This window comes from Achromobacter mucicolens (assembly GCF_029866465.1).
Classification (GTDB): Bacteria; Pseudomonadota; Gammaproteobacteria; order Burkholderiales; family Burkholderiaceae_B; genus Achromobacter; species Achromobacter mucicolens.
On the sequence record NZ_CP123364.1, the window covers coordinates 3,601,695 to 3,627,852 of the forward strand.

Genomic DNA, 26,158 nt, shown 5'->3' on the forward strand with positions numbered 1-26,158 from the left:
GCCGCATTTATGAAATATCAAGGAATAATCCAGGCCAGCCTGACGGGCTGCCTTCTAGCCGCGGGCAACCGTCGTGACGTCGACGGATTCGGGCGCCAGGGCGGCGCGCAGGAAATCGAGCGCGTCTTCGGGCCGGGCGGCCCCGCACATGAAAATGTCCAGGGCCGCGAAGCGATGCTCGGGCCAGGAATGGATGCTGATGTGGGATTCGCTGAGCAGGATGACGCCGGTGACCCCCGCCCCTGCCCCGAAATGATGGAAATGCGCGCTCAGCACTTGCGCGCCGGCCGCGTGGGCTGCGGCGGTCATCTGGCGTTCCAGCGCCTGCGCGTCGGTCAGCAGACCGGGCGCCACGCCGCGAAAGTCGGCCAGCACGTGGCGGCCGGGTGTTGCGTGGACGGTCACTTGTGGGATCCGCCCGATGACCAACCCGATCCGCCCGAATAGCTGCTGCCCCAGCTGCTGCTACTGCTGCCGCCGGCCAGGCGCGTGCCCGGCGCACTGGCGCTGGTGGTGGCCAGCACGACCACCACCGCGTAGATGGCATACAACAACTTGCCTTTCATCTATTCGTCCTCGCCCATCAGCGTGTCGGCCAGGAGGGCCGGAAGCCAGAGAAACACCATCCCGATCAGCACCGGAATGAAGCGGCCGTCAAAGATGTTGCCGAAGTTCAGGAACAGCATCGCGATCAGCGCGCCCTTGGCCCACTTGCGGTAGCCCCCGGCGGCCTTGCCGGACGACATGCGCATGGCCTTCTGGCGGTTGAGTTCCGGCCGGTCGAACCACTGCGCCAGCTGCGCCGGCGACACCGGCGCCGACGCCGACCAGCCCAATTCCTTGTCGCCCAGTTCTCGGGTCAGCTTCAGCGTGCCGACCTTGTAATCGGTGATCTGCGTGCTGTCGCCCACCTTCACGCGCCAGTTGAAGGCGCCCAGCGCCATTTCCACGCGCGAGGTGTAGTCGTACAGCTTTTTGTATTCGCGGTTGCGCCAGCGCACGCTGGAGGCGTTGTTATGGCTGGGCCAGGTGTCGCAGACCTGCACGCGTTCCCAGCCTTCGTCCGACTCCACCAGCCACACAAACCCCTTGGCGGCGTTGAACAGCAGGTACTCGGTCCAGCTGGACGGTTCTTCGGGGTCGGGATCGGCGCATTTCATAAGGCCGATCAGCGTGTAGTCCACGCCTTCCATCTTGGCGACCGATCCCAGCGGGAGCGTGGCGCGGATCTTCTCGACGCGCCGCGCCTTTTCGATGACCTCGGCGGTGGGACCGGAACAATCGACGGCCGCCGCGCATGACGGGCAAACCACATTCGTGGCCATGGCAGCCACAAACGAGATCGGCGCGCCGCAGTTGGGGCAGTCCAACGCCTTGATCTGGCCGCGAAAGCGCCCCGCCGTTTCCTCGACCTGCTCTGCGGTGCGCAGCGACCCCGCCTGCATGGCGGACAGGTCGAATGCCTTGCCGATGTAGAGCTCGGGCTGCGGGCCGTCGGAATAGTCGAGCGTGAGAAAGGCGTCCAGGCTCCGGTAGTCGGCCACCTTGGCCTGCCAGCCGTCACCCGGCACGAAAGGCAACTCGCCCTGGGCGCCGCCGGCCTGGCTCACGCGCACGTCCGCCGCCACGAAGCGCTGGCCGTCCAGCTTGAATTCGTCGCCGGGAGAAATGCTGTCGAACGCCGGCATTTCCTGTGCGGTCTTGGCCTTGCGCCGCCGCGTGACGGCGTACTGGCCGGATGCGTCCGACAGCCAGCCGTCCGTGCCGTCCTCGAACCACAGGTACCACTCGTTCCAGAAGCCCTCGTCAAAGCGCATCTGGATGCGGCCGATGACGTCAAAGCGCTTGCCGTCGTGCGCGCCCGCCGCGCCCAGGCACAGCGGAGAATAGTCCTCCAGGACCTCCGCCGCCTCGCCGATGCGCTTGACCGACTCGGCATCCTTGAGCAAGGTGCTGCGGCAGGCGCCGCAGACCGCCATGACGGAGGCTGCGGACGTGAACTTGACTGGGGCGCCGCACTGCGGACACAGAACCTGCTGCATGGCGCCTTAACTGGTGAGTTTCTTCAGCACTTCGGCCTTGGCCGAATCGTAATCCGCCGCCGTGATGAGGCCCTTGTCCAGCAGGTCTTTCAATTGCTGCAGGCGCTGGACCGGATCGGCCTGCGCGGGTTGGGCCGGCTGCTGCGCCTGCTGCGTGGCGGGTTGCTGCGGGGGTTGCTGCGGCTGGCCTTGCGCCGCGCCCAGGCCCTGCGCCATCGTCTGGCCAAGCGCCGCGCCCGCGGCCAGGCCCGCGCCGATGCCCGCGATGCCGCCCTCGTTCTGGGCCGCCAGCGGGATCGACGTCGCGGTCTGGTACTGCGTGAATTTGCCCAGGTCGCCAGCCATGCCCATCGAGATCCGGGTGTCCAGCGCCTTTTGCAGTTCTTCGGGCAGCGACACGTTCTCGACCGTGAAGTTGTCCAGCTTGACGCCATAGCGGTCGAACACGGGCGCCAGCTGCTCGGCAATGCTCTGCGACATCAGCCCCTGGTTGCCGGCGATATCCAGGAACGGCACCTTCGAACTGCCCAGGGCGGTCGTCATGGCGGCCACGACCATGTTGCGCAGCTGCGCCTCCAGGTCGTCCACCGTGTACACGTCGCGCGTGCCGCTGATTTCGCGATAGAACTTGCCGGGATCGGAGATCTGGTACGAATACACGCCGAACGCGCGCAGGCGCACCATGCCGAACTCGCTGTCGCGCAGCGTGACCGGCTGGGCCGTGCCCCAGCGCCGGCCCAGTTGCAGGCGCGTGCTGAAGAAGATGACGTCCGACTTGAAGGGCGACTCGAACAGCTTGTCCCAGTTCTTCAGGTAGGTCAGGATCGGCAGCGTCTGCGTCGTCAGCTTGTACATGCCGGGGCCGAACACGTCGGCCACCTTGCCTTCGTTGACGAACACCGCCATCTGCGATTCCCGCACGGTCAGGCTGGCGCCGTACTGGATTTCGAAATCCTGCATCGGATGGCGCCAGGCGAGCACGCCGTCGCGATCCTCGTTCCATTGCAGGATGTCGATGAACTGCTTGCGAATGAATGAACCGAGACTCATGGAAAGTCCTCCTGTCAGATCGGGGATTGCGCGCCGCGCTCAGGTCAGGCAGGCGGCGTTGACGATGCCGGCCGCCAGCGAGATCGCGCCGATCAGGCCGCCCATGGCGATGTTGTTTTCCGCGATGGCGTCGGTCATGCCCTTTATGGCCTTGGACACGACGGCGTACACGACGATCTGCACGATCATCGCCGCCACGCCCCACACCACGAACATGAAGAAGCTGGCGTGGACCGCGATGCTGGAACACAGGGTGAGGCTGAAACCGACCAGCGCGCCGCCATAGGACAGGGCGGCGGCAATGTTGCCCTCGCGGATGAGGTCGAATTCCTTGTAGTGCGTGACGGCGGTGTAGACCGCCGTGAAAACGCCCAGCATGATGAGCGCTGAAACGATGTAGATCAGATAGGTCACCGCCGGATGCATTGCTTCTCCCATTGCCAGCCTCCCAATTGCGCGCAGTATATACGTCGCGTTCGATATACTGCGAACGCATTTTTTGGCTCGGACACCCTATGCGCGACCGCGTTCTCATTCTTTCGGTACTGATCGTCGCGTCCTGCGGCTTGGGCTACGAGCTCATCAGCAGCGCGCTCGCCAGCTATTTGCTTGGGGATTCGATCCTCCAGTTCTCGTCGGTGATCGGCTGCTATCTCTTCGCCATGGGCATCGGTTCGTGGTTGTCAAAATATGTAAGAGACGAAGACGTTCTGAATCGCTTCATCGACGTCGAGCTGCTGGTGGCGCTGCTGGGCGGCGTCTCGGCCGCGGTGCTGTTCCTGGTGTTCGCGTGGCTGTCCGCGCCCTTTCGCGCGGCCCTGTATGTGGGCGTCTTCATCATCGGGTTGATGGTGGGCATGGAAATCCCGCTCGTGATGCGCGTGTTCAACCAGCGCAAGGCGGAATTCCGTGAAATTGTCAGCCGCGTCTTGACCTTTGACTATCTGGGCGCGCTGGCGGTGTCGCTGGTGTTTCCGTTGCTGCTCGCGCCCAAGCTGGGGTTGCTGCGCACCAGCTTTCTCTTTGGCATCCTGAACGCCAGCGTGGCGCTCTGGACCACGTGGCTGTTCCGTGCCGAAGTCAGCCGGCCCGGCGAAAAGGCCGTGCGCGCGGGCGTGGTGATCGGCATCCTGGGGCTGGGGTTCGTCTACTCCGGCAGCATGACCGCCTGGGCCGAAAAAGGCCTGTACGGCGACGACGTGATCCATGCGGAGACCACGCAGTACCAGCGCCTGGCAGTGACGCGCTGGCACGACGACCTGCGCCTGTACATCAACGGCAACCTGCAGTTCTCGTCGCGCGACGAACACCGCTATCACGAATCGCTGGTGCATCCGGGGCTGCAGGCGCTGCCGTGGGCGCGAAACGTGCTGGTGCTGGGCGGCGGCGACGGCCTGGCCGTGCGCGAGATCCTCAAGTACAAACACGTCGAGCACGTCACGCTGGTGGACCTGGACCCGGCCATGACGAACCTGTTTTCGCGTTCCGAGCCGCTGGTCAAGCTGAACGAAGGTTCGCTCAAGGACCCGCGCGTCACCGTCATCAATGACGACGCCGGCCGCTGGCTGGAATCCCACGCGCAGGTGTACGACTTCATCGTGGTGGACTTTCCCGACCCGTCCAACTTCGGCCTGGGCCGGCTGTATTCCGTGCCGGTCTACCACCTGATGGCGCGGCACCTGGCCGAAAACGGCTACATGGTCGTGCAGTCCACCTCGCCCTACTTTGCCCCGCGCTCGTTCTGGAGCGTGGACGCGACGCTCAAGGAAGCCGGCCTGAACACCTGGCCGTATCACACCTACGTGCCGTCGTTCGGCGACTGGGGCTTCATCCTGGCCAGCAAGCGGCGCGACTACGCGCCGCCCGAGAAGATCACGGTGGCCACGCGCTACCTGGACCCCGTCACCGTGCGCGAGCTCTTTCATTTTCCCGCCGACATGCCGGCGCTGGCCATGCCGCCGAACCGCCTGAACGAACAATCGCTCGTGCGCTATTTCGACGAGGACTGGCGCAAGGTCATCCGCTGATGCGCCGGCGCAGCTTCCTTCTGGGCGCTGCCACGGCCGCCGCCGCAGGTTCGGTCGGGTACTGGCGATCGCGCGTCGTTGAGACGACGCCGGACGTGCTCTACCCGGGCATGCAGGCCGGCCACGCGTTGCGCGACAAGGCGGCCCTGCCGCATCCGTCGGGCACCCGGCAGCACCAGGTCGCCATCCTGGGCGCTGGCGTCGCCGGCCTGTCCTGCGCCTGGAAGCTGGCGCGCGAGGGCTTCACCGATTTCGTCGTGGTGCAGGGCCCCGAATTCGCGGGCAATGCCGCGGCAAGCCAGCGCGACAGCCTGGACTACCCAACTGGCGCGCATTACCTGCCCCTGCCGTCGCTGGCTTCGACCCACGTGCGCGAGATGCTGGCCGACTTTGGCATCCTCGAACACGGCGCGGGCGACGCCCGCCCCTACTACGACGAAGCGGTTCTCGTGCATTCGCCGCAGGAAAGACTGCTGCGCAACGGGCGCTGGGAAGAAGGCCTGTTGCCCATGACGGGCGTGCCGGACGCCGACGCCGCGCAGCACCGGCGCTTTCTGGCGCTGATCGATCAACTGCGCACGCAGGTTGGCAACGACGGCCGCAAGGTGTTCTGCATCCCGCTGGAACTGTCCTCGCGCGATCCGGCCTGGCGCGCGCTGGATGGCCTGACGTTCAAGGCGTGGCTGACGCAAGAGGGCTATACCTCGCCCGCGCTGCACTGGTATCTGAACTACTGCTGCCGCGACGACTACGGCGCGCGGCACGACGAAGTGTCGGCGTGGGCAGGCCTGCACTACTTTGCCAGCCGCGACGGCCATGCCGCCAACGCCGGCGAAGGCGCCGTGCTGACGTGGCCGGGCGGGCTGGCCGTGCTGGCCGACCGCATGCGCGACGCCATCACCAAGCAGCTCGGCCACACCGGCTGGCTGCTGCAAGGCACGGCGATGCGCATCGACGAACTGCCCGCCGGCCCGCGCGTCCTGTGCGTGAAGGACTCGCCGGACGGCGCCGCCAGCGCCTATGCCGTGCAGACGCGCCGCACGGTGTGCGCCATGCCGCTTTTCGTCGCGCAGCGCCTGCTGCCCGACCTGCGGGCGTATGGCTACGACCCGGCCGTGCACACCGCGCCGCATGCGGCCTGGATGGTGTCGAACTTCGTCATGGACGGCTACCCGCTCGAAGCCCCCGGCGAGCCCCTGTCGTGGGACAACGTCGTCTACGAAGGCCAAGCGCTGGGTTACGTCGTGTCCACGCACCAGCTGCTGCGCGTGGCGCGCACGCCGCGCAGCGTGTTCACGGCGTATCACGCGCTAAGCGGCCAGACGCCGCAAGCGGCGCGCGACTGGCTGACGCGCGCCAGCCCGCAGGACCTGCGCGACATCGCGGCGGCGGATCTGGTTGCGGCGTACGGCAAGGAATTCTGGCGCAACGCCCGCCAGCTTGAGATCACGGTGCGCGGCCACGCGATGGCCTCGCCGGTCTGCGGCTACCTGTCCAATCCGGGCCTGGCTGCCCTGCGTGCGGTGGACGGACCGGTGCTGTTCGCGCACGCCGACCTGTCAGGGTATTCGGTCTTCGAAGAGGCCTCATGGTGGGGCGTCAAGGCGGCAGGGCGTATCCTGGGCCACCACGAACAAGGATGAAAATCGACATGGGCAATCACGTCATCGTGCTGGGCGCGGGCATCGTCGGCGTCTGCTGCGCGCTGGAACTGCGCCGGCGCGGCATGACGGTCCTGCTCGTCGACCGCCAGGAACCGGGCATGGAAACGTCGCTGGGCAACGCCGGCGTGCTGGCCCGCAGCTCCTTGATGCCCTTCAATCATCCGGGGCTGTGGAAGCAACTGCCGCGCCTCTTGAAGAACGACACGGTCCAGTTCCGCTACCGCTGGCCGTATCTGGCGGCGAACCTGGGCTGGGCGGCGCGCTTTCTGATGAGCGCGCGGCCGGCCGTCTTCCAGGAAACCGCGCGGGCGCTGGACGGCCTGATCCGGCTATCCGCGCCCGAGCACCTGAAGCTGCTGGACCAAAGCGGCGCGCGCCATCGGCTGCGCGACACCGGATGGATCTTCCTGTACCGCTCGGCGCAGGCGTGGCAGGCCGGCGCGCTGGCGCGCCGCACGTTCGCGCAGTATGACGTGCCCACGCAGGAACTGGACCCCGCGGCACTGGCCGAAGCCGAGCCCGCGCTGTCGCCGATCTTTCACCGCGCGTTGTGGATCCAGGGATCGTATTCGGTCGACGATCCGCACGAGGTCGTGGCCGCCTACGCAGATCTCTACCGGCGCGAAGGCGGCCAATTCCGGCGGCTGGACGCCCGCGGCATCCGCCGCGATGGCGCGTCGTGGATCGTGAACGGGGCGACGGCGTCCGAATCCCTGTCGGCCGGCCGGCTCGTGGTGGCGCTGGGTCCGTGGTCCAAGGCGCTCTTGAAGACCACCGGCATCGACCTGCCGATGGCGTTTGAACGCGGCTATCACATGCACTACAGCGGCCGCGACGGCGCGCGCGTGACGCGACCCGTGTACGACACGGGCGGCGGCTACGTGCTGTCGCCGATGGCGCGCGGGCTGCGCCTGTCCACGGGCGTGGAGCTGGACGCCTGCGACGCGCCCGCGCGGCCGGATCAGCTTGCGCTGGCCGAACAGCGCGCGCGCGAGGCCTTTCCGTTAGGCGACCGGCTGGATGCGGCCGCCTGGCTGGGCCGCCGCCCCACCCTGCCCGACAGCCGCCCGATGATCGGCGAGGCGCCGCGTCATCCGGGCCTGTGGCTGGCGCTGGGACACCAGCACATCGGATTCAGCACCGCGCCGGGCACCGCGAAGATTCTGGCCGATCAGATGGTGGATGGCAGCGCCGCGGCGCGCCATCCGGCCTTCCGGCCCGGCCGCTTCATCTAGCGTTTACGCCACCTGTGCCACGTCCCAGCCGTCAAACAGCGCGCCGTACTCGTCGGCCAGGTCATTGAAGGCGTCGCAGCGCCGGAAAAGCTTGTCCGCGGGCAGGATCTCGATCTTGCTCACGCACATCGTCCAGCCGCCGTCTTCGTCATCGGCCTGTTCGAGGCTTTCCAACAGGTACTTGCTGTCGGCGATCTTGCGGAAGATCAGTTCCAGCGCGTGTTCCTGCGAGGCCATGAAGCAATAGCTCCATTTCAAGCGGCCGAACGTATCCCAACCGTTCTGCGCCATCTTGCTGTACATGCCGTCAATCGACGCCTGGCTGACTTCCATCGCTGCTGCTCTGCTTATCGTTTTTCAAGAGGCGGCGATGGTAGCAGAGGTCTGGCCCTGTGCTGGGCAACAGTCCGGGAAAAATCCCGGGCAGAAATTCGGGGCGAACAAAAACGCGGTCCTTGCAGACCGCGCTTTCTTCGCCATCAGCCCAGCAACAGGGCGTCATCCGACAGCTTCTCGCCCCGCACCCGCTCGAACATGGCAAGCAGGTCCGGCACGTCCATGCCGCGGCGTTCGTCGCCGGACACGTCCAGCACCACCTGGCCCTGGTGCAGCATGACCGTGCGGTCGCCGACATCCAGCGCCTGGCGCATGCTGTGCGTGACCATCATGGTGGTGAGCTTGTTTTCGGCCACGATGCGCGCCGTCAGTTGCAGCACGAAGTCCGCGGTGCGCGGGTCGAGCGCGGCGGTGTGCTCGTCCAGCAGCAGGATGCGCGACGGTTGCAGCGCCGCCATCAACAGGCTGACCGCCTGACGCTGGCCGCCGGACAACAGGCCGATGCGGTCGGTCAGGCGGTTTTCCAGGCCCAGCCCCAGTGTGGCCAGACGCTCGCGAAAGCCGGCTTTCATCGAGGCCTTCACGGCGCGGCTGTAGCCACGCGATGCGCCGCGCATCTGCGCCAGCGCCATGTTTTCCTCGATGGTCAGGTCTTCGCAGGTGCCCGCCATGGGGTCCTGGAACACGCGGGCCACGCTGCCGGCGCGCGCCCACACGGGCTGGCGCGTCACGTCCACGCCATTGATGTCGATGCGGCCGGAATCGACTGGCAGGTCGCCCGACACGGCGTTCAGGAACGTGGACTTGCCCGCGCCGTTGGAACCGATCACGGTCACGAACTGGCCCGACGGGATTTCCAGCGTCAGGCCGCGCAGCGCGCGGGTCTCGATGGGCGTCCCCGCGTTGAAGGTGATTTTCAGGTCTTTTGCGGACAACATATCAGCGCCCCTTCTTGCCGACCAGGCGGCGCTTGAGCATGGGGATGACCAGGGCGATCGTGACGAGCACCGCGGTAACGAGGTTCAGGTCCTGCGCCTTCAGGCCGATGAAATCGCTATTGAGCGCCAGGGCGATGAAGAAGCGGTAGACGATGGCGCCGATGATGACGGCCAGCGTGGCCAGCACCAGCTTGCGCGACGGCAGGATGCTTTCGCCGACGATGACGGCGGCCAGGCCGATCACGATGGTGCCGATGCCCATCGAGATGTCCGATCCGCCCTGCGTCTGCGCAAACAGCGCGCCGGCCAGCGCGACCAGCGCGTTGGACAGCGCCATGCCGCCCAGGATCATGCGGCCGGTGTTCACGCCTTGCGCGCGGGCCATGCGGCCGTTCGAGCCGGTGGCGCGCACCGCCAGGCCGGTCTGCGTGGCGAAGAACCAGTCCAGCGCCAGCTTGCACAGGATGACGATCACGATCAGGATCAGCGGGCGCGCGACGTAGTCGGAAATCCACGCCGGCTGCAGGATCGTGAAGACGGTGGGTTCGGTGATCAGCGGCACGTTGGGCTTGCCCATGATGCGCAGGTTGATCGAATACAGGGCGATCATCATCAGGATGCTGGCCAAGAGATCCATGATCTTGAGCTTGACGTTCAGCCAGCCCGTGACCAGCCCGGCCGCCGCGCCCGCGATGGTGGCGATGATGGTGGCGGAAAACGGATCGGTGCCCGATGCGATCAGCGTCGCACAGACTGCGCCGCCCAGCGGAAAGCTGCCGTCCACGGTCAGGTCGGGGAAGCGCAGCAGGCGAAAGGAGATGAACACGCCCAAGGCCACCAGGCTGAAGATCAGCCCGATCTCCAGTGCGCCTAACAACGAGAACAATGACATGGGTCAGATCCAATCAAGATAAGAAACGAGCATATTAAAGAAGTGAAACGCGCGATTTCTTGCGTTCACGGGTCAGTTTTACCCGAGCTTTCGCAATAAACGTTTCCCGGCATGGATTTTCTCTCGTTTCCCGCCCACGTGTCTTCCCCGCCGGCGGAGCCAGCGGACGTGCGAGACCTGTCAAGGAAGCAACAACGCCGGGCCGCGAACGTCTTGTGAACGCTGCCGCCCTATGGAACATCGGGTAAGCCAGACACCACGAAAAACGCAAGAAAAACCCCGCGCACGCCGGATAGGCATGGCGGGGCCGATATCGCGCCGTATTATTTCACGACCACCGCGGCCGACTTGATCAGCGCGTCGGACAGGGTCACGCCCTGCTTGGCGGCCGCGCCCGGATTCACGTAGAGCTCAAGCTTGGAGCTGGTTTCAGACGGAATCGCGCCGGGCTTCTCGCCCTTCAGGATGCGCACGACGATCTTGCCGGTCTGGACGCCCAGATCGCGGTAGTTGATGCCCAGGGCGGCAATGCCGCCGCGCTTGACGCTGTCGGTGTCCGACGCGATCAGCGGGATCTTGGCGTCGTTGCCCACCTTGACCAGCGATTCATACGCCGACACGACGTTGTTGTCGGTGTTGGTGTAGATGACGTCGACCTTGCCGATCAGGCTGCGAGCCGCCGAAGCCACGTCCACCGAGCGCGGGGCGGCGGCTTCGACCAGGCTCATGCCGGACTTGGGCAGGATTTCCTGGAGCTTCTTGACGACCACGACCGAGTTGGCCTCGCCCGGGTTGTAGACGATGCCCACGCGCTTGGCGTTGGGCAGGATCTTCTTGATGAGTTCGACTTGCTTGTCCAGGGCCAGCAGATCCGACACGCCGGTCACGTTGGTGCCCGAGGCGTCCATGCTGGACACGAGTTGCGCGGCGACCGGATCGGTCACGGCGGAATACATCACCGGCACGTCCTTGGTGGCGGCCACGACAGCCTGCGCCGACGGCGTGGCGATCGCGACGATGGCGTCCGGGCGGTCGCCGACGAACTTGCGGGCGATCTGGGCGGCGGTGCCGTTGTTGCCCTGCGCGCTTTGATACTGCCACTTCAGGTTCTTGCCCGGCTCGTAGCCGGCTTGCTTGAGGGCGTCCTGCACCCCGTCACGCACGGCGTCCAGCGCCGGATGCTCGACGATGGCGGTCACCGCGACAGACTTTTGCTGCGCGGCGGCCGGCGCGGCGATAGCCATTGCCAGCGCCATCGCGCCAACCGTCAGAAAATGGTGTTTTCCGATCAGCATATGTTTGCTCCTTGAACCCGTGGTATTGCTTGTTGAAGTTGCCGGTGTCTTCATGGCCGCCGCGGGATTTGCCACCCGGGTTTGCCACCCGTTCGGCCAGCCATAAAGCCGTATAGTCTAACGTGCCGCCCACCAAATGGAGTTGGGGGGAATCCCTGTAATGGTGCATCCATAACGGCATGTCCCGCCACGGGGCAGCGGCGTGAATATACTGACCACCGCCGGGCGAACGCCGTTCATCCCGTTCCGCGCGCCCGGCGACGGCATCCCGAGGCCAGCCATGATCAAACGCGCATTGGGCCGATCCGGCCTGCAGGTTCCCCCGCTCACATTCGGCGGCAACGTCTTCGGCTGGACCGTCGACGAGGCCGGCACCTTTTCGCTGCTGGACGCGTTGCTGGACGCCGGCCTGAACTTCATCGACACGGCGGATATGTATTCGCGCTGGGTGCCGGGCAACCAGGGCGGCGAGTCCGAAACCCTGATCGGCAAGTGGCTCAAGCGAACGGGCAAGCGCGATCAGGTCCTGATCGCCACCAAGGTTGGGATGGAAATGGGGCCTGGCCAGAAGGGGCTGTCGCCCGCCTACATCCGGCGCTCGCTGGAGGCGTCGCTGGCGCGCCTGCAGACCGACTACGTGGACCTGTACCAATCCCACCAGGATGACCCGGACACGCCGCTGACCGACACCCTGGGCGAATACGCCAAGCAGATCGAGGCCGGCAAGGTGCGTTCGATCGGCGCGTCCAACTACACGGCGGTGCGGCTGTCCGAAGCGCTGATCGCCAGCGAGCGGCACAGCCTGCCGCGCTATGAAAGCATCCAGCCCGAGTACAACCTGTACACGCGCGAACCCTTCGAATCCGGGCTGCAAAGCCTGGTGAAGACGCAGCAGATGGGCACGATCAACTATTTCGCGCTGGCCAGCGGCTTTCTTAGCGGCAAATACCGCAGCCCCGGCGATGCGGGCAAGAGCGCGCGCGGCAAGAAGATCGTCGAGACCTACCTGAACGACCGCGGCTACCGCATCCTGAAGGCGCTGGACGAGGTGTCCGAGGACGCCGGCTGCACGCCCGCGCAGGCCGCGCTGGCCTGGCAGATCGCGCAGCCCGGTATCACCGCGCCCATTGTCAGCGCCACCTCGCTCGCCCAGCTGGACGAACTGGTCAAGGCCGCCAGCCTGACGCTGACGCACGACCAGCTGGCCCGGCTCAGCCAGGCCAGCGATTGGCGGTAAGGCGCTAGTCCAGCGTGACGCCGGAGTCCTTGACGACCTTGGCCCAGCGCTGGACTTCGCTGTCGACGAACTTGCCGAACTCGGCGCCGGTCAGCGTGGGCACGCCGGTGCCATTGCCCGCCCAGGTTTCCTTCAGCTTGGGCGTGTTCAGCGCCTTGGTGATCTCGGCGGCCATCCTTTCCGTGGCCTCCTTGGGCGTGCCGGCGGGCGCCCAGATCGCGTACCACGTCGACACGACGTAGTTCGGCACGCCGGCCTCGGCGGCAGTCGGCACGTCGGGCAGCGACAGCGAACGCTCCGTGGCGGCCACGGCCAGCGGCTTGATCGCCCCGGCGCGGATGTGCCCGGCCGACGAGCCCAGTCCGTCAAAGGCCAGATCCACCTGCCCGCCGATCAGCGCCGACAGCATCGGGCCCGCCCCCTGGTACGGCACGTCCACCAGCTTGACCCCGGTCTGCATGGCGAACAGCTCGCCGGCCAGGTGGTGCGTGCTGCCCTTGCCCGCGGTGCCGAAGTTGATTTCGCCCGGACGCTTCTTGGCGTAGTCGATGAACTCCTGCAAGGTCTTGACCGGCAACTTGCCGGCATTGATGACGACGACCTGCGGCGGCTGCGCCACCAGGGCGACCGGCACGAAGTCCTTCTGGATGTTGTAGCTCAGGCTCTTGTACAGGGACGGCGCCAACGCATGGTGCGCCCCGCCCATGAAGAACGTGTAGCCGTCGGGCTTGGCCTTGGCGGCAACGCCGGCGCCCACGGTGCCACCCGCGCCGCCCTTGTTGTCGATGACCACCGTCTGGCCGAGCTGCGTCGTGAGCTGCGCGGCCAGCGGACGGGCGAACGTGTCCGTGCCGCCACCGGCGGGGAACGGAACGATCAGCGTGATGGGGCGTTCGGGCCATTGCGCGGCGGCAACGCCGCCAAAACCCAGGGCTGCCACGGCAAACACGGCCGCGGCGGTGGTGCGATAGTTCATTTTGTCTCCTCTTGCTGCATCGGGGGACGGCGCCTGTTTTTTGGCGTCTCGTCGCTGGAATATCTTTTTCTTCTGAATGCTGAGGGCAGGTCTTCTCGGGGCATTGGATGGGGATGCGTCTCCTTGGATGCGGTAAAAAAATGCCGGTCCCGCGGGGGACCGGCACGAGGTGGGGTTATAGCGCCTTGTAGGTGTCGCGCAGCACGTTCTTCTGCACCTTGCCCATGGTGTTGCGAGGCAGCTGGTCGATGATATGCACGCGCTTGGGCACCTTGAAGTTGGCAATGCGCGATTTCAATTCCGCCTGCATCGCCGAGGCGTCCAGCGACGCGCCGTCCTTGGGCACCACCACCGCCACCACAGCCTCGCCGAAGTCGGGATGCGGCACGCCGATCACGGCGGATTCCGACACGCCCGGCATGTCGTCGATCAGCGTCTCGATCTCCTTGGGGTACACGTTGTAGCCGCCCGAGATGATGAGGTCCTTGCTGCGGCCGACGATCGACAGGTAGTCGTCGGGCGCGGCGCGGCCGGCGGACTCGCCGCCCCAACGGCCCACGTCGCCCGTCTTGAACCAGCCGTCTCCCGTGAATTCCTCGCGGGTCTTTTCGGGCATGCGCCAGTAGCCCGAGAACACATTGGGGCCGCGCACCTGCACGTTGCCGATCTCGCCCGCCGCAAGCGGCTTGCCGGCATCGTCGACCACGCGGACCTGCACGCCGGGCAAGGCGCGCCCGACGGTGCCGGCCAGACGCTCGCCCAGCGCGGGGTCGTAGGGATTGGACGTCAGCATGACGGTCTCGCTCATGCCGTAGCGCTCAAGAATGGGGTGGCCGCTGCGTTCCTTGAAGTCCGAGAACGTCTCGGCCAGCAGCGGCGCCGAGCCCGAGATAAAGAGGCGCATGTTGGCGCACACGTCGCGGTTGAACCGCGGATCGGCCAACAGGCGCACGTAGTACGTCGGCACGCCCATCATCACGGTGCTCTGCGGCAGGTAATGCAGCGCCTGGTCGGCGTCCAGCTTGGGCAGCCAGATCATCCGGGCGCCCGCCAGCAGCGCGCCATGCGAGGCCACGAACAAGCCGTGCACATGGAAGATCGGCAGCATGTGCAGCAGCACGTCGTCCTCGCGCCAGCCCCAGTATTCATGCAGGGTGCGCGCATTGGCCGCCAGGTTGCCGTGCGAGAGCATCGCGCCCTTGCTGCGGCCCGTGGTGCCCGAGGTGTACAGGATCGCGGCCAGGTCGTCCGGCTTGCGTTGAACCGTCTTGAAGGTTTGCGGCAGGCTGCCGGCGGCGTCCAGCAGCGTGCCGGTGCGGTCCTCGTCCAGCGTGAAGACGTGCGGGCAGCCGGCCTTGTCGGCGGCGCGCTTGACCCAGTCCAGGTTCTTGCTGGCGCACACGACGACGGACGGCTCGGCGTTGCCCAGGAAGTATTCGATCTCGGATTCGCGGTAGGCGGTGTTCAGCGGCAGGTACACCAGGCCCGCGCGCAGCGTGGCCAGGTACAACAGCAGCGCCTCGGGCGACTTCTCGACCTGCACGGCCACACGCGCGCCGTCGGGCAGGTCCAGCGATTGCAGCAGGTTCGCCAGGCACGCGGTCGCGCGTTCGATGTCGTCCCAGGTGTATTGGAGGTCGGGCGTTTCCAGCGCGACTTTGCTGCGGTCTTTGGGAAAGCCGCCTTGCAGGACAGCGTATAGGTTGGCGTTGCTCACCTGTCTAGTCTCCGGAAAAGGAAGGGTCTTCGCCGGCCAGGAAGGCACGCACGCCTTCTCTGTGGTCCCGGCTTTCGGCATAGGAGAAATAATCCTGGTACTCGTCCTCGGTCAAGGCCGCGCCCGTGGCGAGCCTGGCGGACAAGCGCTTATTAATGCGGGCGGCCAGCGGCGCGCCCTGGGCGATGCGGTCGGCGCTGCGACGGGCCGCTGCCGCGACCTCGCCATCGTCGACGATGCGGGTCAACAGGCCCAGGCCGCGCGCCTCGTCGGCGCCGAACACACGGCCTTCCAGCAGGATGGCCAGCGTCGCCGCCCGGCCGGCCAATGCCAGCAGGCCGCGCATTTCGTCCGGGGCCATCGGAAAGCCCAAGCGGTTGATCGGCACGCCGAAGCGGGCCGATGCGCCGGCGATGCGCAGGTCGCATTGGCAGGCGATTTCCAGCCCGCCGCCCACGCACACGCCCTCGATCTGGGCGATCACGGGTTGCGGGCATTGGGCAACGGCCTGCAGGGCGGGGGCCAGGATCTCGCGGTGATAGCGCTGCACACCGGCCAGATCGGCGCGCTCGGCGGGAAACTCGCGGATGTCGGCGCCGGCCGCGAAATTGCCGCCCTCGCCGCGCAGGATCACGCAGCGCACGGCATCGTCCTGCGCGATGCGCGTGAAGACCTCGCGCAGTTCGCGCCACATGCCGACCGTGATCGCGTTCAGGCGTCCCGGATGCGACAGCGTCACCCAGGCCAGATGCCCTTCGCGCTCAAGCCGCACACGGTCTTGGCCTTGGCCATGGCCAGCCACGTTCTCAGTCATGTCCCCTGCCCTCGTTGTTGTTGTTGATGGAATCCGCCGCCGTGTTTCCGGCGGTCAGGCCACGCGCCCCACGCCGCGGCTGATCTGCGGCTTGCCGTCGTTCAGGCGCTGAAGGTTGGTGTCCAGTTCGTCCAGGTCATACAAATAATTGACCATCATGGCGCACGATTGCTTCAGGCCCTTGGGAGACGTATCCGCCGCCCAATTCAACCGCTCGATGCGCGCGCCGTTGCCCAGGTGAAACCGCGCCACCGGGTCCACCGGCAGGCCGTTCTTCATGGATTGCAGATAGCAGGCCGCCAGCCGGAATCCGGCGCGCTTGACGACGTCGGGCGCCTTGCCCTGCGCGGCCTTGGCCAGCCGCGCGACCCACCGCTGACCGTCCGGCACGCCCTCGCGGTTGCGGTCCTTGGCGCGGGTCTTGTCTTCGCGCACGATGGCCTCGACCGCCTGTGCGTCCTGCTTGCCCAGCCAGTCGGTGAAGCCCGGGATGGGCGACAGCGTGGCAAAGGCCTTCAGCTTGGGCAGCTCTTCCAGCAGCTGCTCGACCACCCGCTTGAGCAGGAAGTTGCCGAAACTGATGCCCTTCAGGCCGGGCTGCGTGTTCGAGATCGAATAGAAGATCGCCCAGCGCGCCTTGTCCAGGTCTTGCGGCGGCAGCGTGCTGTCCAGCAACACCTGCACGTTGTCGGCCATCTGGCTGGCAAAGGCCACTTCCACGAAGATCAGCGGCACGCCCGGCATCTGCGGATGGAAATAGGCGTAACAACGGCGATCGGGCGCGACGCGGTGGCGCAGGTCGTCCCAGGACTTGATCTCGTGGACGGCCTCGTAAAGGATCAGCTTTTCCAGCAGCGATGCGGGAGAGTCCCAGGTCAGCGGGCGCAGTTCCAGCAGACCCACGTCGAACCAGGCCGACAAGAGGCCCTCCAGTTCCTTGTCCAGCGACTGGATGCCCGCCACCTGCTTGCGCCAGCGCAGCATGTCGGCGCGCAATTCAACCAGGAAGCGCAGGCCCTGCGGCTGGGCGTTGAATCGTTTGAAGAGCCGCACGCCTTCGCCGCCCTCACCCGCGTAAGTGGCGCGGATCTGCGCCAGCGCGGCCAGCATCAGGCGGCGGTCCTTGCCGTCGGCCGCCGAGTACTGCTCGCACCAGCGGCGCGCCAGCTTGTTGGCGGCGACGTCGGTCAGACGCGCCTCGAACAGGCGGCGGACTTCCGACTCGCTGGGCAGGCGGCCGCGATCCCACAGCCGGCCCAGCCGGGTGATCAGGCTGGCGCTTTCGGCCGCGGCGGCGGCGTCGACGACATCGGCCTCGGGCTCAGGCGTGCGTGCGCCGCGCGCGGGCGCGAGATTGGCGGGTGCGGACATGGGCGGGCTCCTCGATGACGATGGGATCGGACGGCGCCGCATCGGCGGCGTCTTCGTTGCTGAGAACGCGCAGCGCTTCAAGCTGACGCATCAAATGGGTGTGCGCCAGCGCCTGCGCGGCGTCGGAATCGTGGGCCTTCAGGGCCTCGAAAATGGCAAGGTGTTCGGCGCAGGACTGGTCGATGCGGCCGGGCCGGGACAGGCTGCGATGGCGCGACAGGCTCAGGACCTTGCGCAGGTTGCCGACCATGTCGGACAGCCATTGGTTGCCGGCCAGTGCCTGGACGGCTTCGTGAATGAGGTAATTGGTCTTGTAGTAGGCGTCGATGCGGCCGGCCTTGGCATGACCGGCCAGCGCGGCGTGCAGCGGTTCCAGCTCGGCCAGTTGGGCATCGGTGGCCTTGCGCGCGGCCTCGAAGGCGCAGCGCCCTTCCAGCATCGCCATCAGCGGGAAGATGTCTTCCAGATCTTGCGCCGACAGCTCGTTCACGAAGCAGCCGCGGCGCGGCTCCAGCCGAACCAGCCCTTCCGTTGCCAGCACTTTCAGCGCCTCGCGCAGCGGCGTGCGCGAAATGCCCATTTCGCCGGCCAGCCGCAATTCGTCGATCCACTCTCCGTTGCGCAGTGACCGCGCGTGGATCATGCCGCGCAGGCGGTCCGCGACTTCCAGATACAAGGCTTGCCGGACGATGGGATGGTTCATGGGCAGGCGGCGCGGGAAACGCCGTAATTCATAATTATGAATAAGCCGATGATAGACCCGGGATCGGAGAAAGGTAAACCCCCGGGAGACTCGGGACCTTCCCTAACAAAGCGCGACTCGGAAGGTAAAAGCTGCCACGCCACCACGGAACACCGCAACCGAACCGAAATAGGACTGAATTAAGCCTACAATCAGTCCGATCGCGTCTACGATTTCGGAGTGCAACTCATGAAATACTCCACTCAAGTGAAGCCTATCTCGTACCTCAAAAGTCACACTGCGGAGATCGTGACCACGCTGACCGAAACTCGTGAGCCCATGCTCATCACGCAGAACGGAGAGGCCAAACTCGTCGTCATGGATGTACGCAGCTTCGAGGAGCAGGAGCAAGCCATGGCCCTCCTGCAACTGCTGGCGGGCGGCCGAAAAGACATCGAAGAAGGACGCGTCATTCCGGCCACGGACGTATTTGCGCAGATTGAAGCGATGGATCGGGATGATTCGGAATGAACCGAACGGTGGTTTTTCTGAAGACGGCCGCAGAAGATCTTTACGAGATCCGCCGCTATATCAGAAAAAACTTTTCTCAGCAGGTCTGGCTCGACTCATACGCCCGGATCAAAAATGCCATTCTGAATCTCGAACAATTCCCGCACGCCGGACACTCCCTCCCGGAGCTGCCCGCAACACATTTCCTGCAAATTATCGCGGTCAAGAACCGGGTCATTTATGAAGTTGTCGCGGACAAGGTGTATATCCACCTTATCTGCGATAGCCGACAGGACTTGAAGATCAAACTTGCCCGCCGGCCACTCAGGACGCTGCATCCCTGACTTCAAAAATGCAAAACGCCGTCCACCGCATGCCGCGTCAGCGAGCGCGCCCAGCGGCGAGCGGGTAGCCCGTACTTGCCTTCCACCACCTCGGCGCGGGCCAGCAAGTCAGCGGGCGTGATCGCCAGGCTGGGGCCGGAAAAAGCCAAAACGATCTGATTGCCGGCCTCGACTTCGGGCAGCAGCACGATGCGGTCATCGAACGCCTTGGACAGGTTGTCGATGTTCTTGCCGAAGCTTTCGTGCCGGCCAAAAAGGTTCACCGCCAGGATGCCGACCTCGCCCAGCACGCGGCGGCAGTCGCGGTAAAACTTCACGCTGTCGCGCACCGGCCCTTCGGCGGCGGCGTCGTACAGGTCCACCATCAGCACGGGGCAGCGTCCGGCATTCAGCGGGTCGGCTACCCAGGCGCCGGCGTCGGTGTGTTCGACCTGCAGCCGGTTGGCGCCCGGCAGGCGGAAGAACATGTGGCAGGCAGCAGTCACGCGCGGGTTCCATTCCACGGCCAGCAGCGGGCTGCGCGTGTGCTTGGCGCAAAAGCGCGCCAGCGAGCCTGCGCCCAGGCCCAGCATGCCGATGGCCTCTTCCTTCGGCGGCTCCAGGAACAGCAGCCACGCCATCATCTGCGCGGTGTACTCCAGCACCAGCGCAGACGGATTCTTGATGTGCATCGCGCCCTGCACCCATTCGGTGTTGAAGTGCAGATAGCGCACGCCGTCCACTTCGGAAAGCGTCGGCTGGTCGAGTTCGGAGGGAAAGTTGGATTTGTGCATGGGCGCGATTGTAGGCCCGCGGCCAGCCTCTTCGGCTACGCCGCCGCTTCCCAGATGCGTTCCAGCAGATCGGGGCCCGGCACCTCGGCCTCCAGGCTGGCATCCAGCCGCAACACGCGCTTTAGGTAAAGATGCGCATCGCATTCCCACGTGACTCCCAGCGCGCCGTGGACCTGTATGGCGTTTTGCGCGACGCGCCGGCTGGCCTGCCCGGCCAGCAGCGGCGCGAACAGGCAATCGCGCGGCGCGGACGCCGCGCCGGTATCCAACGCGGCCGCGGCTGCCCACCCCGCAAGCCGCGCGTCGTCCAGCGCCATCCAGTCCTCGGCCAGACGATGCTTGATTGCCTGATTGGCGCCGATGGCGCGGCCGAACTGCTGGCGTTCGCGGGCATATGCCGTGGCGATATCCAGCGCCGCCGACGCCGCGCCCAGCATTTCGGCAGCGCGCAGCACGCGCAAGCGCGTGCGCAGAACCTCCCACGTGCCGGGATCGGTTTCGATATCCGCGCTGGCCACGACGTGCGGGTTGGCCGCGACCGCGACGGGCATCGTGGGATCCAGGCCGCCCACGCCGCGCACGGGCGACAGCAGCATCAGGCGCAATGACGCCGCGCCCGTCTTACGCACGGCCAGTGCGCGCACGTCGTCGCACGCGCCTTCGATGAAGGCCGACCCGTCGGGACGCAGGGCCGCGTCGGCATACCAGGTGTCACCCGCCATCATGCCGCCGGTCCACCCGGCGGGCACGCCCCGTGCGTGGCACAGCGTGGGCAGCAACGCCATGTTGGCCACGAGCGGCAGGCTCAGCAGATGACGGCCCGCCTCCTCGGCCACGATCCAGGCCTCGCGCATGCCCAACCCCAGCCCGCCGTGGGTATCGGGCGCAAGCAAGGCCGGCCAGCCCTGCTCCGCCAGGTCGCGCCACAGGGCATGGCGCGCCGCCGTGTCCTGCCCGATTGCGGCGCGCGCCACGGCCACGGGATGGCGCTGCGACAGGAAACGTTGCGCGGCATCGCGCAACATGCGCTGGTCTTCACTGAGATGCAGATTCATGAGGCGTCAGGCCTTGGGCAGGCCGAGCATCTGCTCGGCAATGATGTTGCGCTGGATCTCGGACGTGCCGGCCAGGATGGTTTCGGCGCGCGACCACAGATAAGCGTGCGTCAGTTGCGCGGCGCGCGCATCGGCGGCGTCCACGCCCAGGCTGGCGTCTTCGCCCAGCAGTTGCAGGGACAGCTCGAGCAGACGCTGGTGCGCCTCGCTCCAGTGGATCTTGGTGGACGACCCTTCCGGTCCAGGAGGATCGCCGCGCATCGCGCCCGCCAGCGCGCGCTGTGACTTGAGCGCCAGCACATGGCTGTCGGCGGCCAGCCGCGCCCACCGGTGGCGCACCGGCGCCGACGAGGCGGGCGTGCGCCCATGAGCGTCGGGCTGCAAGGCCAGCTCGCGCACCTGCCGCAGTTCCTGCGCAAAGCGCACGAGCCGAGGAATGAAATACGTGCCGCGCTCGAAGCTGGCGGCGGCCATGGCGATTCGCCAGCCCTGGTTCAATTCGCCCAGCAGCGCGTCCTGCGGCACAAAGACGTCATCGAAGAACACCTCGCAGAATTCGGCCTCGCCCGTGATCTGCCGGATGGGTTCCACGCGCACGCCCGCGCTGCGCATGTCCACCAGCAGGAAGCTCAACCCCTTGTGCCTGGGCGCGTCGGGATCGGTGCGCGCCAGCACGAAGCACCACTGCGCCCGGTCCGCGAACGACGTCCAGATCTTGTGGCCGTTCAGGCGAAAGCCGCCCGGCTCGGCCTGCGCCCGCGTGCGCACGGCAGCCAGGTCGGACCCCGCGCCCGGCTCCGAATAGCCCTGGCACCACACCTCGCGATTTGTCAGGATGCCAGGCAGAAAGCGCTGTTTCTGCGCCTCGGTGCCAAAATGCAGCACGGTGGGCGCCAGGATGCCGTGGCCGATCAGGTTCACACCCAGCGGCGCGCCGCAACGGGCGTGCTCTTCATGAAAGACCGCCTGGCGCGACAAGGGCAGCGCCTTCCCGCCGTAAGCCTGCGGCCAGCCCAGCCCGGACCAGCCGTTTGCGCACAGCGTGTCTTCCCAGGCGCGCCGGTAGTCCAGGTTGCGCGGATCGGCGCCCCCGGGCCACGACTGCGCAAAGCCGGCGTAGGCCGCGTCGAGCCAGCGGCGCAGGTCGCGCCGGAACGCTTCGTCTTCCTGCGCCGCGCCGTCCTGCGCGGCGGTTTCCAGCCTCGTCATGCGGTCACTCCAGCCGGATGTTCGAGTCGCGCGCGACCTTGGCCCACGTCGCCACATCCTGCTGGATGAACGCGCCGAAGGCCTTGGGGTCGCTGCCGATGATGTCCAGCCCCAGATCCACGAACTGTTTTTTGACCTCGGGCTGCTGCAGGATCTGCGCGATGTTCTGGTAGAGCTTGTCGATCACCGGCTGCGGCGTGCGCGCCGGCGCCACCAGGCCCAGCCACGGCATGGCCGAATAGCCGGGCAGGCCGGAGGCGTCCACCGTCGGCAGCTCGGGCACCGAGGCCGACGGCTTGGCGGTCGTAACCGCCAGGGCGCGCAGCTTGCCGTCCTTGACGAAGGGGCCGGACGAGGCCCACGCGTCGAACATCACCTGCAGGCGTCCGGCCACCAGATCGTTAAGCGCCGGCGCGCTGCCCTTGTAAGGAATGTGCGCCATCTGGACCCCGGCCATGCTGTTGAAAAGCTCGGCCTCCAGGTGCGTTGAACTGCCCGTGCCGACCGAGCCGTAGCTGACCTTGCCCGGATTGGCCTTCAGGTAGGCGATGAGCTCGCCAACGTTCTTGGCCGGCACCGACGGATGAACGCCCAGCACGTGCACCACCGACGCCACCTGCGAGATCGGCGCAAAGTCCTTGATCGGGTCGTAGTTGACCTTGGCGTAGATGCTGGGCGCGATTCCCAGCGAGGACGCGGCCATCAGCAACGTGTAGCCGTCCGGTTCTGCGCGCGAGACATAGTCGGAGGCGATCATCGTGCCGCCGCCCGGCTTGTTCTCCACGATCACCGGCTGGCCCAGCCTGCCGCTCAGTTTTTCCGCCAGCAGGCGGCTCATGATGTCGGTCGCGCCGCCAGGCGAGAACGGCACCACGATGCGCACGGGGCGGCTGGGGTAGTTGTCCTGGGCGTGGGCGGCGCCGGTGATGCCCATGCAAGCCAGTGCGACGCCGGCCAATGCTTTCTTGATCATGCTTGTCTCCTCCTGGGGGGTGCGCGATCGCGCTACGGGGTTGCGGGCAGGATCAGGGCGTCCAGCACCGCGACGCCCTGCCCTGCCTCTTTGATAAGCAGTGGGTTCACTTCGATCTGAGACACGTGCGCGGGCGCGGCCAGCAAGGCGTTGCCGATCGCCACGATGCGCTGGCACGCCGCCGCCACGTCGCCGCGCGGCTTGCCGCGAAAGCCGTCCAGCAACGCAAACGCCTTGAGTTCGCGCAACATCTGCAAGGCGATGTCCTCGTCCACAGGCAAGAGGCGGTGGCTGGTGTCCTGGTAGATTTCGGTCAGCACGCCACCCAGCCCAACGGTCAGCACCGGCCCGAAGACCGGATCGCGCGTGGCGCCGACGATGATCTCGGCGACGCCACGTTCCATCTTCTGGACCATCACGCCGTCGATGCGCGCGCCCGGCTGCGCGCGGGCGGCCGCCTGCGTTACGTCCGCCCAGGCCGCGCGCACTGCCTCGTCGTCCGCCAGGTTCAGCGCAACGCCGCCAGCCTCGGTCTTGTGGGCAATGTCGGGACTCAGGACTTTCACGGCGACGGGATAGCCCACTCGGCGCGCATCGCGCACCGCCTCGTCCGCGCTGCGCGCCACCCCGCTGGCGGCCTCGGGCACACCGAACGCGGCCACGTAGGCGCGCGCCTGCGCCTCGTTGCACGGCAAGGCCGGCACGGCCACCGTGTCCAATACTGGTTGATCCGCCTGGCGCCGGATGGCGCGGGCTTCGCACCACAACAGATAGGGCGCCAGCGCGGCCACGGCCAGCCCAAGGTCCTCGAACACCGCCACTTCGGCCTCGCGCAGCGCCGCACGGCTTTGCGCCAGGCCCGTGTCGATGGCCACGAACAAACGCCGGTGCTGGCGCGATGCCTCGGCCAGCGCGTCGGCCATGCGGTCAAGCATGTAGCCGGGCGCATACACGACCACCACGTCGATGGCGTCCGACGTTCCCAGCGCCTGGAGCACGGTGCGCACGAACGCCGGATCGTTGACCACATTGCCGGTGACGTCCACCGGATTGCCCACCATGCCGTAGTCGGGAATTCCCCCGCGCAGCACCTCCTGCAGGTCCGGCGGCAAATCGGGCAGCGACAGCCCCGCACCGATGAACTTGTCGGCCAGGATGGCGCCCAGCGCACCCGACATCGTCAAGACGGCCACGCGCTTGCCTGCCGCGCGGTGCCGCAGCGTCGCCAGGCTGGCCAGATGCGCCATCTGCGCGAAGTCCGTGGCCTCGATGACGTTCAGTTGCCGGAACGCCGCCGCATACACGCGGCGATCGCCGGCCAGCGCAGACGTGTGCGACTGCACCGCCTGCGCGCCTTTGTCGGTGGCGCCCGCCTTCAGCGCAATCAGCAGCTTGCCGCGCCGTTCGAGTTCGCGGCACGCCTGCACGAAGCGGCCCCCATCGCGCAGCTGTTCGATGTAGCCCAGCACGATCTCGGTCTGCGGATCGGCCGCCAGATATTCCAGATACTGCGAAAAATCCAGGCAGGCCTCGTTGCCCGTGTTGATGAAGTGCGAGAACGGCAGCCCCACACGGCGCGCGATGGCGTACACCGCGGCGCACACGTTGCCGCTCTGCGTCAGCAGGCTGACCGACCCCGGCCCGTCCTGCGCGGGCGCAGTCTTGAAAACCGAGGCAAAGGCGGTGTGCGCCTGCGTATTCAGGTTCGCAAACCCCATGCAGTTCGGGCCGGCAACCGCCATGCCGCTTTCCGCCACAAAGGCTTCCAGCTCGGCCTGCAGGCGGGCGCCCTCGCCGCCCGCCTCGGCAAATCCCGCGGCATAGACGATGGCAGCGGGAATGCCCTTGGCGTGACAGCGGCGCAGCATGGGCGTTACCTCCGCCGCCGCGATGGCCAGCACCGCCAGGTCCACCGGCTCGGGCACGGCTTCGATGTCAGGCCAGCAACGCAGGCCAAAGACTTCCTGGTACTTCGGGTTGACGGGATAGATGCCGCCTTCAAAGCCAAAGCGGGTCAGCAATTCGAGCGGCATGCCGCCGATCCTGCCCGGATTGCCGCTGGCGCCGATCATGGCGATCGAACGGGGATTAAGCAACGGTTCAAGGCGGGACGTCATGCGGTTTCACCCGTCTTTCCCGAGACCGCGCCGGACTGTCCGGCCGCCTCGCGCGCATCGCGGGCAGGCAGGTCCTTGTTGCGCTGGATGGCCTGGGCCAGGCCTCGCTGGCGCACCGCCTGGAATTCCTCGGTAAGGTGAGAGAGCTGATGCGTGTCGAAATGCGCCGACAAGGCCGTGCGAAAGCCCTGCGCGTCGGCCGTGCGATTGAGCGAACGCTTCAGGAGGCGCAGCCCGAAGGGCGGTGCCTGCGCAATGCGCTGCGCCAGTTCAAATGTCGCAGCCTCCAGATCCGCCTCGGGCACCACCCGGTTGACCATGCCGATGCGCAGCGCTTCCTCGGCGCCGACCTTTTCGCCGGTGTAGAGCATTTCCTTGGCCTTGCGCAGCCCCATCACCCAGGGATGGATCAGCACCTCGGTGGCGGCCGCGGCCAGGGTATGCCCCACCGGGTCAGAAAAGTACGCAGTGTCGGCGCACACCACCAGGTCGCACATGTTGGCGATCATGAAGCCGCCGGCCACGCACGCGCCCTGCACCTGCGCCACGACGGGCTTGGGAAAGTCCCAGATGCGCAGGCAATAGCCGTAGTAGCGGCGCGACTCGTACGCCCAGCGTTCCTCGACGGTAAAGTCCGCGCGCTTGGCCTGCGCTTCCTTCAGGTCGTGCCCGGCCGAGAAATGCGCGCCACGGCCGGCCAGGATCACCACCCGGATGTCGTCGTCCTCTTCAGCACGCGCCAGCGCGTGGTCCAGCTCGTCCAGCATCTGCTGGCTTTGCGCGTTGCGCGCGGATTCGCGGGCCAGGCTGATGCGGCATACCGCGTCAAACCGTTCGACGGCCAGGGTGGCGTATTCCATGGTCTCCTCGTCCTTGTAATGCCGCGCCATCGAATGCGGCG

General features: G+C 66.6%; 26 protein-coding genes. 6 read left to right on the forward strand and 20 right to left on the reverse strand.

The genetic code is table 11. From position 1 onward, the window contains the following. Window positions 1-54: 54 nt before the first annotated feature. From speD to QEP15_RS16500, 5 genes are read right to left on the reverse strand one after another with little or no spacing between them, the layout of a single operon-like run. Complete coding sequence (gene speD / locus QEP15_RS16480) at window positions 55-405, reverse strand: adenosylmethionine decarboxylase (protein WP_152384923.1); 351 nt, start codon at window positions 403-405, stop codon at window positions 55-57. Continuing rightward, window positions 402-566 carry a hypothetical protein gene (locus tag QEP15_RS16485; protein ID WP_172802197.1) on the reverse strand — a complete coding sequence of 55 codons (165 nt, stop codon included), beginning with the start codon at window positions 564-566 and terminating at the stop codon, window positions 402-404. Before QEP15_RS16485 ends, speD begins: the two co-directional genes overlap by 4 nt. After that, complete coding sequence (locus QEP15_RS16490; RefSeq protein WP_152384924.1) at window positions 567-2,042, reverse strand: DUF4178 domain-containing protein; 1,476 nt, start codon at window positions 2,040-2,042, stop codon at window positions 567-569. A 6-nt stretch (window positions 2,043-2,048) separates the two neighbouring features. Continuing rightward, a complete protein-coding gene (locus QEP15_RS16495; RefSeq protein ID WP_056323867.1) occupies window positions 2,049-3,092 on the reverse strand; it encodes an SPFH domain-containing protein in 1,044 nt (347 codons plus the stop codon). Between the two features lie 39 nt (window positions 3,093-3,131). Further along, window positions 3,132-3,518 carry a DUF350 domain-containing protein gene (locus tag QEP15_RS16500; protein WP_152385545.1) on the reverse strand — a complete coding sequence of 129 codons (387 nt, stop codon included), beginning with the start codon at window positions 3,516-3,518 and terminating at the stop codon, window positions 3,132-3,134. 89 nt (window positions 3,519-3,607) lie between these two features. Here QEP15_RS16500 and QEP15_RS16505 point away from each other — a divergent pair, with 89 nt between their 5' ends. From QEP15_RS16505 to QEP15_RS16515, 3 genes are read left to right on the forward strand one after another with little or no spacing between them, the layout of a single operon-like run. Then, entirely contained in the window at window positions 3,608-5,119 is a 1,512-nt protein-coding gene (locus QEP15_RS16505; RefSeq protein WP_056323860.1) for a polyamine aminopropyltransferase, read from the forward strand. Next, window positions 5,119-6,762, forward strand: coding sequence for an NAD(P)-binding protein (locus QEP15_RS16510; protein WP_217618963.1), 1,644 nt, complete (start codon window positions 5,119-5,121; stop codon window positions 6,760-6,762). The genes QEP15_RS16505 and QEP15_RS16510 overlap by 1 nt, the downstream gene beginning before the upstream one ends. 8 nt (window positions 6,763-6,770) lie before the next feature. Then, a complete protein-coding gene (locus QEP15_RS16515; RefSeq protein WP_152385546.1) occupies window positions 6,771-8,018 on the forward strand; it encodes an NAD(P)/FAD-dependent oxidoreductase in 1,248 nt (415 codons plus the stop codon). Between the two features lie 3 nt (window positions 8,019-8,021). Here the strand turns inward: QEP15_RS16515 and QEP15_RS16520 are convergent, their stop codons facing one another. From QEP15_RS16520 to QEP15_RS16535, 4 genes are all read right to left on the reverse strand, one after another. Then, on the reverse strand, window positions 8,022-8,351 hold the full coding sequence (locus tag QEP15_RS16520) for a ribonuclease E inhibitor RraB (RefSeq protein ID WP_152384927.1): 330 nt from the start codon (window positions 8,349-8,351) through the stop codon (window positions 8,022-8,024). A 146-nt stretch (window positions 8,352-8,497) separates the two neighbouring features. After that, window positions 8,498-9,292, reverse strand: coding sequence for an ABC transporter ATP-binding protein (locus tag QEP15_RS16525; RefSeq protein WP_056323852.1), 795 nt, complete (start codon window positions 9,290-9,292; stop codon window positions 8,498-8,500). Window position 9,293: 1 nt separating this feature from the next. Beyond that, the gene (locus QEP15_RS16530) at window positions 9,294-10,184 is read right to left on the reverse strand and encodes an ABC transporter permease (protein ID WP_056323849.1); all 891 of its coding nucleotides are present in this window, start codon (window positions 10,182-10,184) and stop codon (window positions 9,294-9,296) included. A gap of 323 nt (window positions 10,185-10,507) precedes the next feature. Beyond that, window positions 10,508-11,479, reverse strand: coding sequence for an ABC transporter substrate-binding protein (locus QEP15_RS16535; protein WP_280147740.1), 972 nt, complete (start codon window positions 11,477-11,479; stop codon window positions 10,508-10,510). A gap of 280 nt (window positions 11,480-11,759) precedes the next feature. Between QEP15_RS16535 and QEP15_RS16540 the strand changes: the two genes are divergently transcribed. Beyond that, a complete protein-coding gene (locus QEP15_RS16540) occupies window positions 11,760-12,716 on the forward strand; it encodes an aldo/keto reductase (protein WP_152384928.1) in 957 nt (318 codons plus the stop codon). 4 nt (window positions 12,717-12,720) lie between these two features. Here the strand turns inward: QEP15_RS16540 and QEP15_RS16545 are convergent, their stop codons facing one another. From QEP15_RS16545 to QEP15_RS16565, 5 genes are all read right to left on the reverse strand, one after another. Then, complete coding sequence (locus tag QEP15_RS16545) at window positions 12,721-13,692, reverse strand: Bug family tripartite tricarboxylate transporter substrate binding protein (protein ID WP_279990625.1); 972 nt, start codon at window positions 13,690-13,692, stop codon at window positions 12,721-12,723. A 175-nt stretch (window positions 13,693-13,867) separates the two neighbouring features. After that, window positions 13,868-15,409: a malonate--CoA ligase gene (locus QEP15_RS16550; RefSeq protein WP_280147741.1), complete on the reverse strand. Its 1,542-nt coding sequence runs from the start codon at window positions 15,407-15,409 to the stop codon at window positions 13,868-13,870. 4 nt (window positions 15,410-15,413) lie between these two features. Further along, window positions 15,414-16,223 (reverse strand): enoyl-CoA hydratase/isomerase family protein, encoded by an 810-nt coding sequence (locus QEP15_RS16555; RefSeq protein WP_226846328.1) that lies wholly within the window; start codon window positions 16,221-16,223, stop codon window positions 15,414-15,416. A 54-nt stretch (window positions 16,224-16,277) separates the two neighbouring features. After that, a complete protein-coding gene (locus QEP15_RS16560) occupies window positions 16,278-17,594 on the reverse strand; it encodes a malonyl-CoA decarboxylase domain-containing protein (RefSeq protein ID WP_175155877.1) in 1,317 nt (438 codons plus the stop codon). Next, window positions 17,545-18,297, reverse strand: a complete 753-nt coding sequence (locus tag QEP15_RS16565; RefSeq protein WP_062839112.1) for a GntR family transcriptional regulator — start codon at window positions 18,295-18,297, stop codon at window positions 17,545-17,547. The genes QEP15_RS16560 and QEP15_RS16565 overlap by 50 nt, the downstream gene beginning before the upstream one ends. A 228-nt stretch (window positions 18,298-18,525) precedes the next feature. Here QEP15_RS16565 and QEP15_RS16570 point away from each other — a divergent pair, with 228 nt between their 5' ends. Both QEP15_RS16570 and QEP15_RS16575 read left to right on the forward strand, forming a co-directional pair. Then, a complete protein-coding gene (locus tag QEP15_RS16570) occupies window positions 18,526-18,807 on the forward strand; it encodes a type II toxin-antitoxin system Phd/YefM family antitoxin (protein ID WP_063956328.1) in 282 nt (93 codons plus the stop codon). Further along, a complete protein-coding gene (locus tag QEP15_RS16575; protein ID WP_152384931.1) occupies window positions 18,804-19,130 on the forward strand; it encodes a type II toxin-antitoxin system RelE/ParE family toxin in 327 nt (108 codons plus the stop codon). The genes QEP15_RS16570 and QEP15_RS16575 overlap by 4 nt, the downstream gene beginning before the upstream one ends. Window positions 19,131-19,132: 2 nt before the next feature. Here the strand turns inward: QEP15_RS16575 and QEP15_RS16580 are convergent, their stop codons facing one another. Genes QEP15_RS16580 through QEP15_RS16605 form a run of 6 tightly spaced genes read right to left on the reverse strand, consistent with a single transcriptional unit; the run spans window position 19,133 to window position 26,117 of the window. Continuing rightward, complete coding sequence (locus QEP15_RS16580) at window positions 19,133-19,903, reverse strand: class I SAM-dependent methyltransferase (RefSeq protein ID WP_152384932.1); 771 nt, start codon at window positions 19,901-19,903, stop codon at window positions 19,133-19,135. A gap of 35 nt (window positions 19,904-19,938) precedes the next feature. Beyond that, window positions 19,939-20,958, reverse strand: a complete 1,020-nt coding sequence (locus tag QEP15_RS16585; RefSeq protein ID WP_152384933.1) for an acyl-CoA dehydrogenase family protein — start codon at window positions 20,956-20,958, stop codon at window positions 19,939-19,941. Window positions 20,959-20,964: 6 nt separating this feature from the next. After that, entirely contained in the window at window positions 20,965-22,167 is a 1,203-nt protein-coding gene (locus QEP15_RS16590; protein ID WP_175155878.1) for an acyl-CoA dehydrogenase family protein, read from the reverse strand. 4 nt (window positions 22,168-22,171) lie between these two features. After that, window positions 22,172-23,140, reverse strand: coding sequence for a Bug family tripartite tricarboxylate transporter substrate binding protein (locus QEP15_RS16595; RefSeq protein ID WP_152384935.1), 969 nt, complete (start codon window positions 23,138-23,140; stop codon window positions 22,172-22,174). Between the two features lie 32 nt (window positions 23,141-23,172). Beyond that, the gene (locus QEP15_RS16600) at window positions 23,173-25,257 is read right to left on the reverse strand and encodes an acetate--CoA ligase family protein (protein ID WP_152384936.1); all 2,085 of its coding nucleotides are present in this window, start codon (window positions 25,255-25,257) and stop codon (window positions 23,173-23,175) included. Then, on the reverse strand, window positions 25,254-26,117 hold the full coding sequence (locus QEP15_RS16605; RefSeq protein ID WP_152384937.1) for an enoyl-CoA hydratase: 864 nt from the start codon (window positions 26,115-26,117) through the stop codon (window positions 25,254-25,256). Before QEP15_RS16605 ends, QEP15_RS16600 begins: the two co-directional genes overlap by 4 nt. Window positions 26,118-26,158: the final 41 nt, after the last annotated feature.

Bases quoted from the DNA above. Each gene is read 5' to 3' on its own strand.
- QEP15_RS16485 (WP_172802197.1), bottom strand. From the start codon at position 566: ATGAAAGGCAAGTTGTTGTATGCCATCTACGCGGTGGTGGTCGTGCTG.
- QEP15_RS16490 (WP_152384924.1), bottom strand. From the start codon at position 2,042: ATGCAGCAGGTTCTGTGTCCGCAGTGCGGCGCCCCAGTCAAGTTCACG.
- QEP15_RS16495 (WP_056323867.1), bottom strand. From the start codon at position 3,092: ATGAGTCTCGGTTCATTCATTCGCAAGCAGTTCATCGACATCCTGCAA.
- QEP15_RS16500 (WP_152385545.1), bottom strand. From the start codon at position 3,518: ATGCATCCGGCGGTGACCTATCTGATCTACATCGTTTCAGCGCTCATC.
- QEP15_RS16505 (WP_056323860.1), top strand. From the start codon at position 3,608: ATGCGCGACCGCGTTCTCATTCTTTCGGTACTGATCGTCGCGTCCTGC.
- QEP15_RS16510 (WP_217618963.1), top strand. From the start codon at position 5,119: ATGCGCCGGCGCAGCTTCCTTCTGGGCGCTGCCACGGCCGCCGCCGCA.
- QEP15_RS16515 (WP_152385546.1), top strand. From the start codon at position 6,771: ATGGGCAATCACGTCATCGTGCTGGGCGCGGGCATCGTCGGCGTCTGC.
- QEP15_RS16520 (WP_152384927.1), bottom strand. From the start codon at position 8,351: ATGGAAGTCAGCCAGGCGTCGATTGACGGCATGTACAGCAAGATGGCG.
- QEP15_RS16525 (WP_056323852.1), bottom strand. From the start codon at position 9,292: ATGTTGTCCGCAAAAGACCTGAAAATCACCTTCAACGCGGGGACGCCC.
- QEP15_RS16530 (WP_056323849.1), bottom strand. From the start codon at position 10,184: ATGTCATTGTTCTCGTTGTTAGGCGCACTGGAGATCGGGCTGATCTTC.
- QEP15_RS16535 (WP_280147740.1), bottom strand. From the start codon at position 11,479: ATGCTGATCGGAAAACACCATTTTCTGACGGTTGGCGCGATGGCGCTG.
- QEP15_RS16540 (WP_152384928.1), top strand. From the start codon at position 11,760: ATGATCAAACGCGCATTGGGCCGATCCGGCCTGCAGGTTCCCCCGCTC.
- QEP15_RS16545 (WP_279990625.1), bottom strand. From the start codon at position 13,692: ATGAACTATCGCACCACCGCCGCGGCCGTGTTTGCCGTGGCAGCCCTG.
- QEP15_RS16555 (WP_226846328.1), bottom strand. From the start codon at position 16,223: ATGACTGAGAACGTGGCTGGCCATGGCCAAGGCCAAGACCGTGTGCGG.
- QEP15_RS16560 (WP_175155877.1), bottom strand. From the start codon at position 17,594: ATGTCCGCACCCGCCAATCTCGCGCCCGCGCGCGGCGCACGCACGCCT.
- QEP15_RS16565 (WP_062839112.1), bottom strand. From the start codon at position 18,297: ATGAACCATCCCATCGTCCGGCAAGCCTTGTATCTGGAAGTCGCGGAC.
- QEP15_RS16570 (WP_063956328.1), top strand. From the start codon at position 18,526: ATGAAATACTCCACTCAAGTGAAGCCTATCTCGTACCTCAAAAGTCAC.
- QEP15_RS16575 (WP_152384931.1), top strand. From the start codon at position 18,804: ATGAACCGAACGGTGGTTTTTCTGAAGACGGCCGCAGAAGATCTTTAC.
- QEP15_RS16580 (WP_152384932.1), bottom strand. From the start codon at position 19,903: ATGCACAAATCCAACTTTCCCTCCGAACTCGACCAGCCGACGCTTTCC.
- QEP15_RS16585 (WP_152384933.1), bottom strand. From the start codon at position 20,958: ATGAATCTGCATCTCAGTGAAGACCAGCGCATGTTGCGCGATGCCGCG.
- QEP15_RS16590 (WP_175155878.1), bottom strand. From the start codon at position 22,167: ATGACGAGGCTGGAAACCGCCGCGCAGGACGGCGCGGCGCAGGAAGAC.
- QEP15_RS16595 (WP_152384935.1), bottom strand. From the start codon at position 23,140: ATGATCAAGAAAGCATTGGCCGGCGTCGCACTGGCTTGCATGGGCATC.
- QEP15_RS16600 (WP_152384936.1), bottom strand. From the start codon at position 25,257: ATGACGTCCCGCCTTGAACCGTTGCTTAATCCCCGTTCGATCGCCATG.
- QEP15_RS16605 (WP_152384937.1), bottom strand. From the start codon at position 26,117: ATGGAATACGCCACCCTGGCCGTCGAACGGTTTGACGCGGTATGCCGC.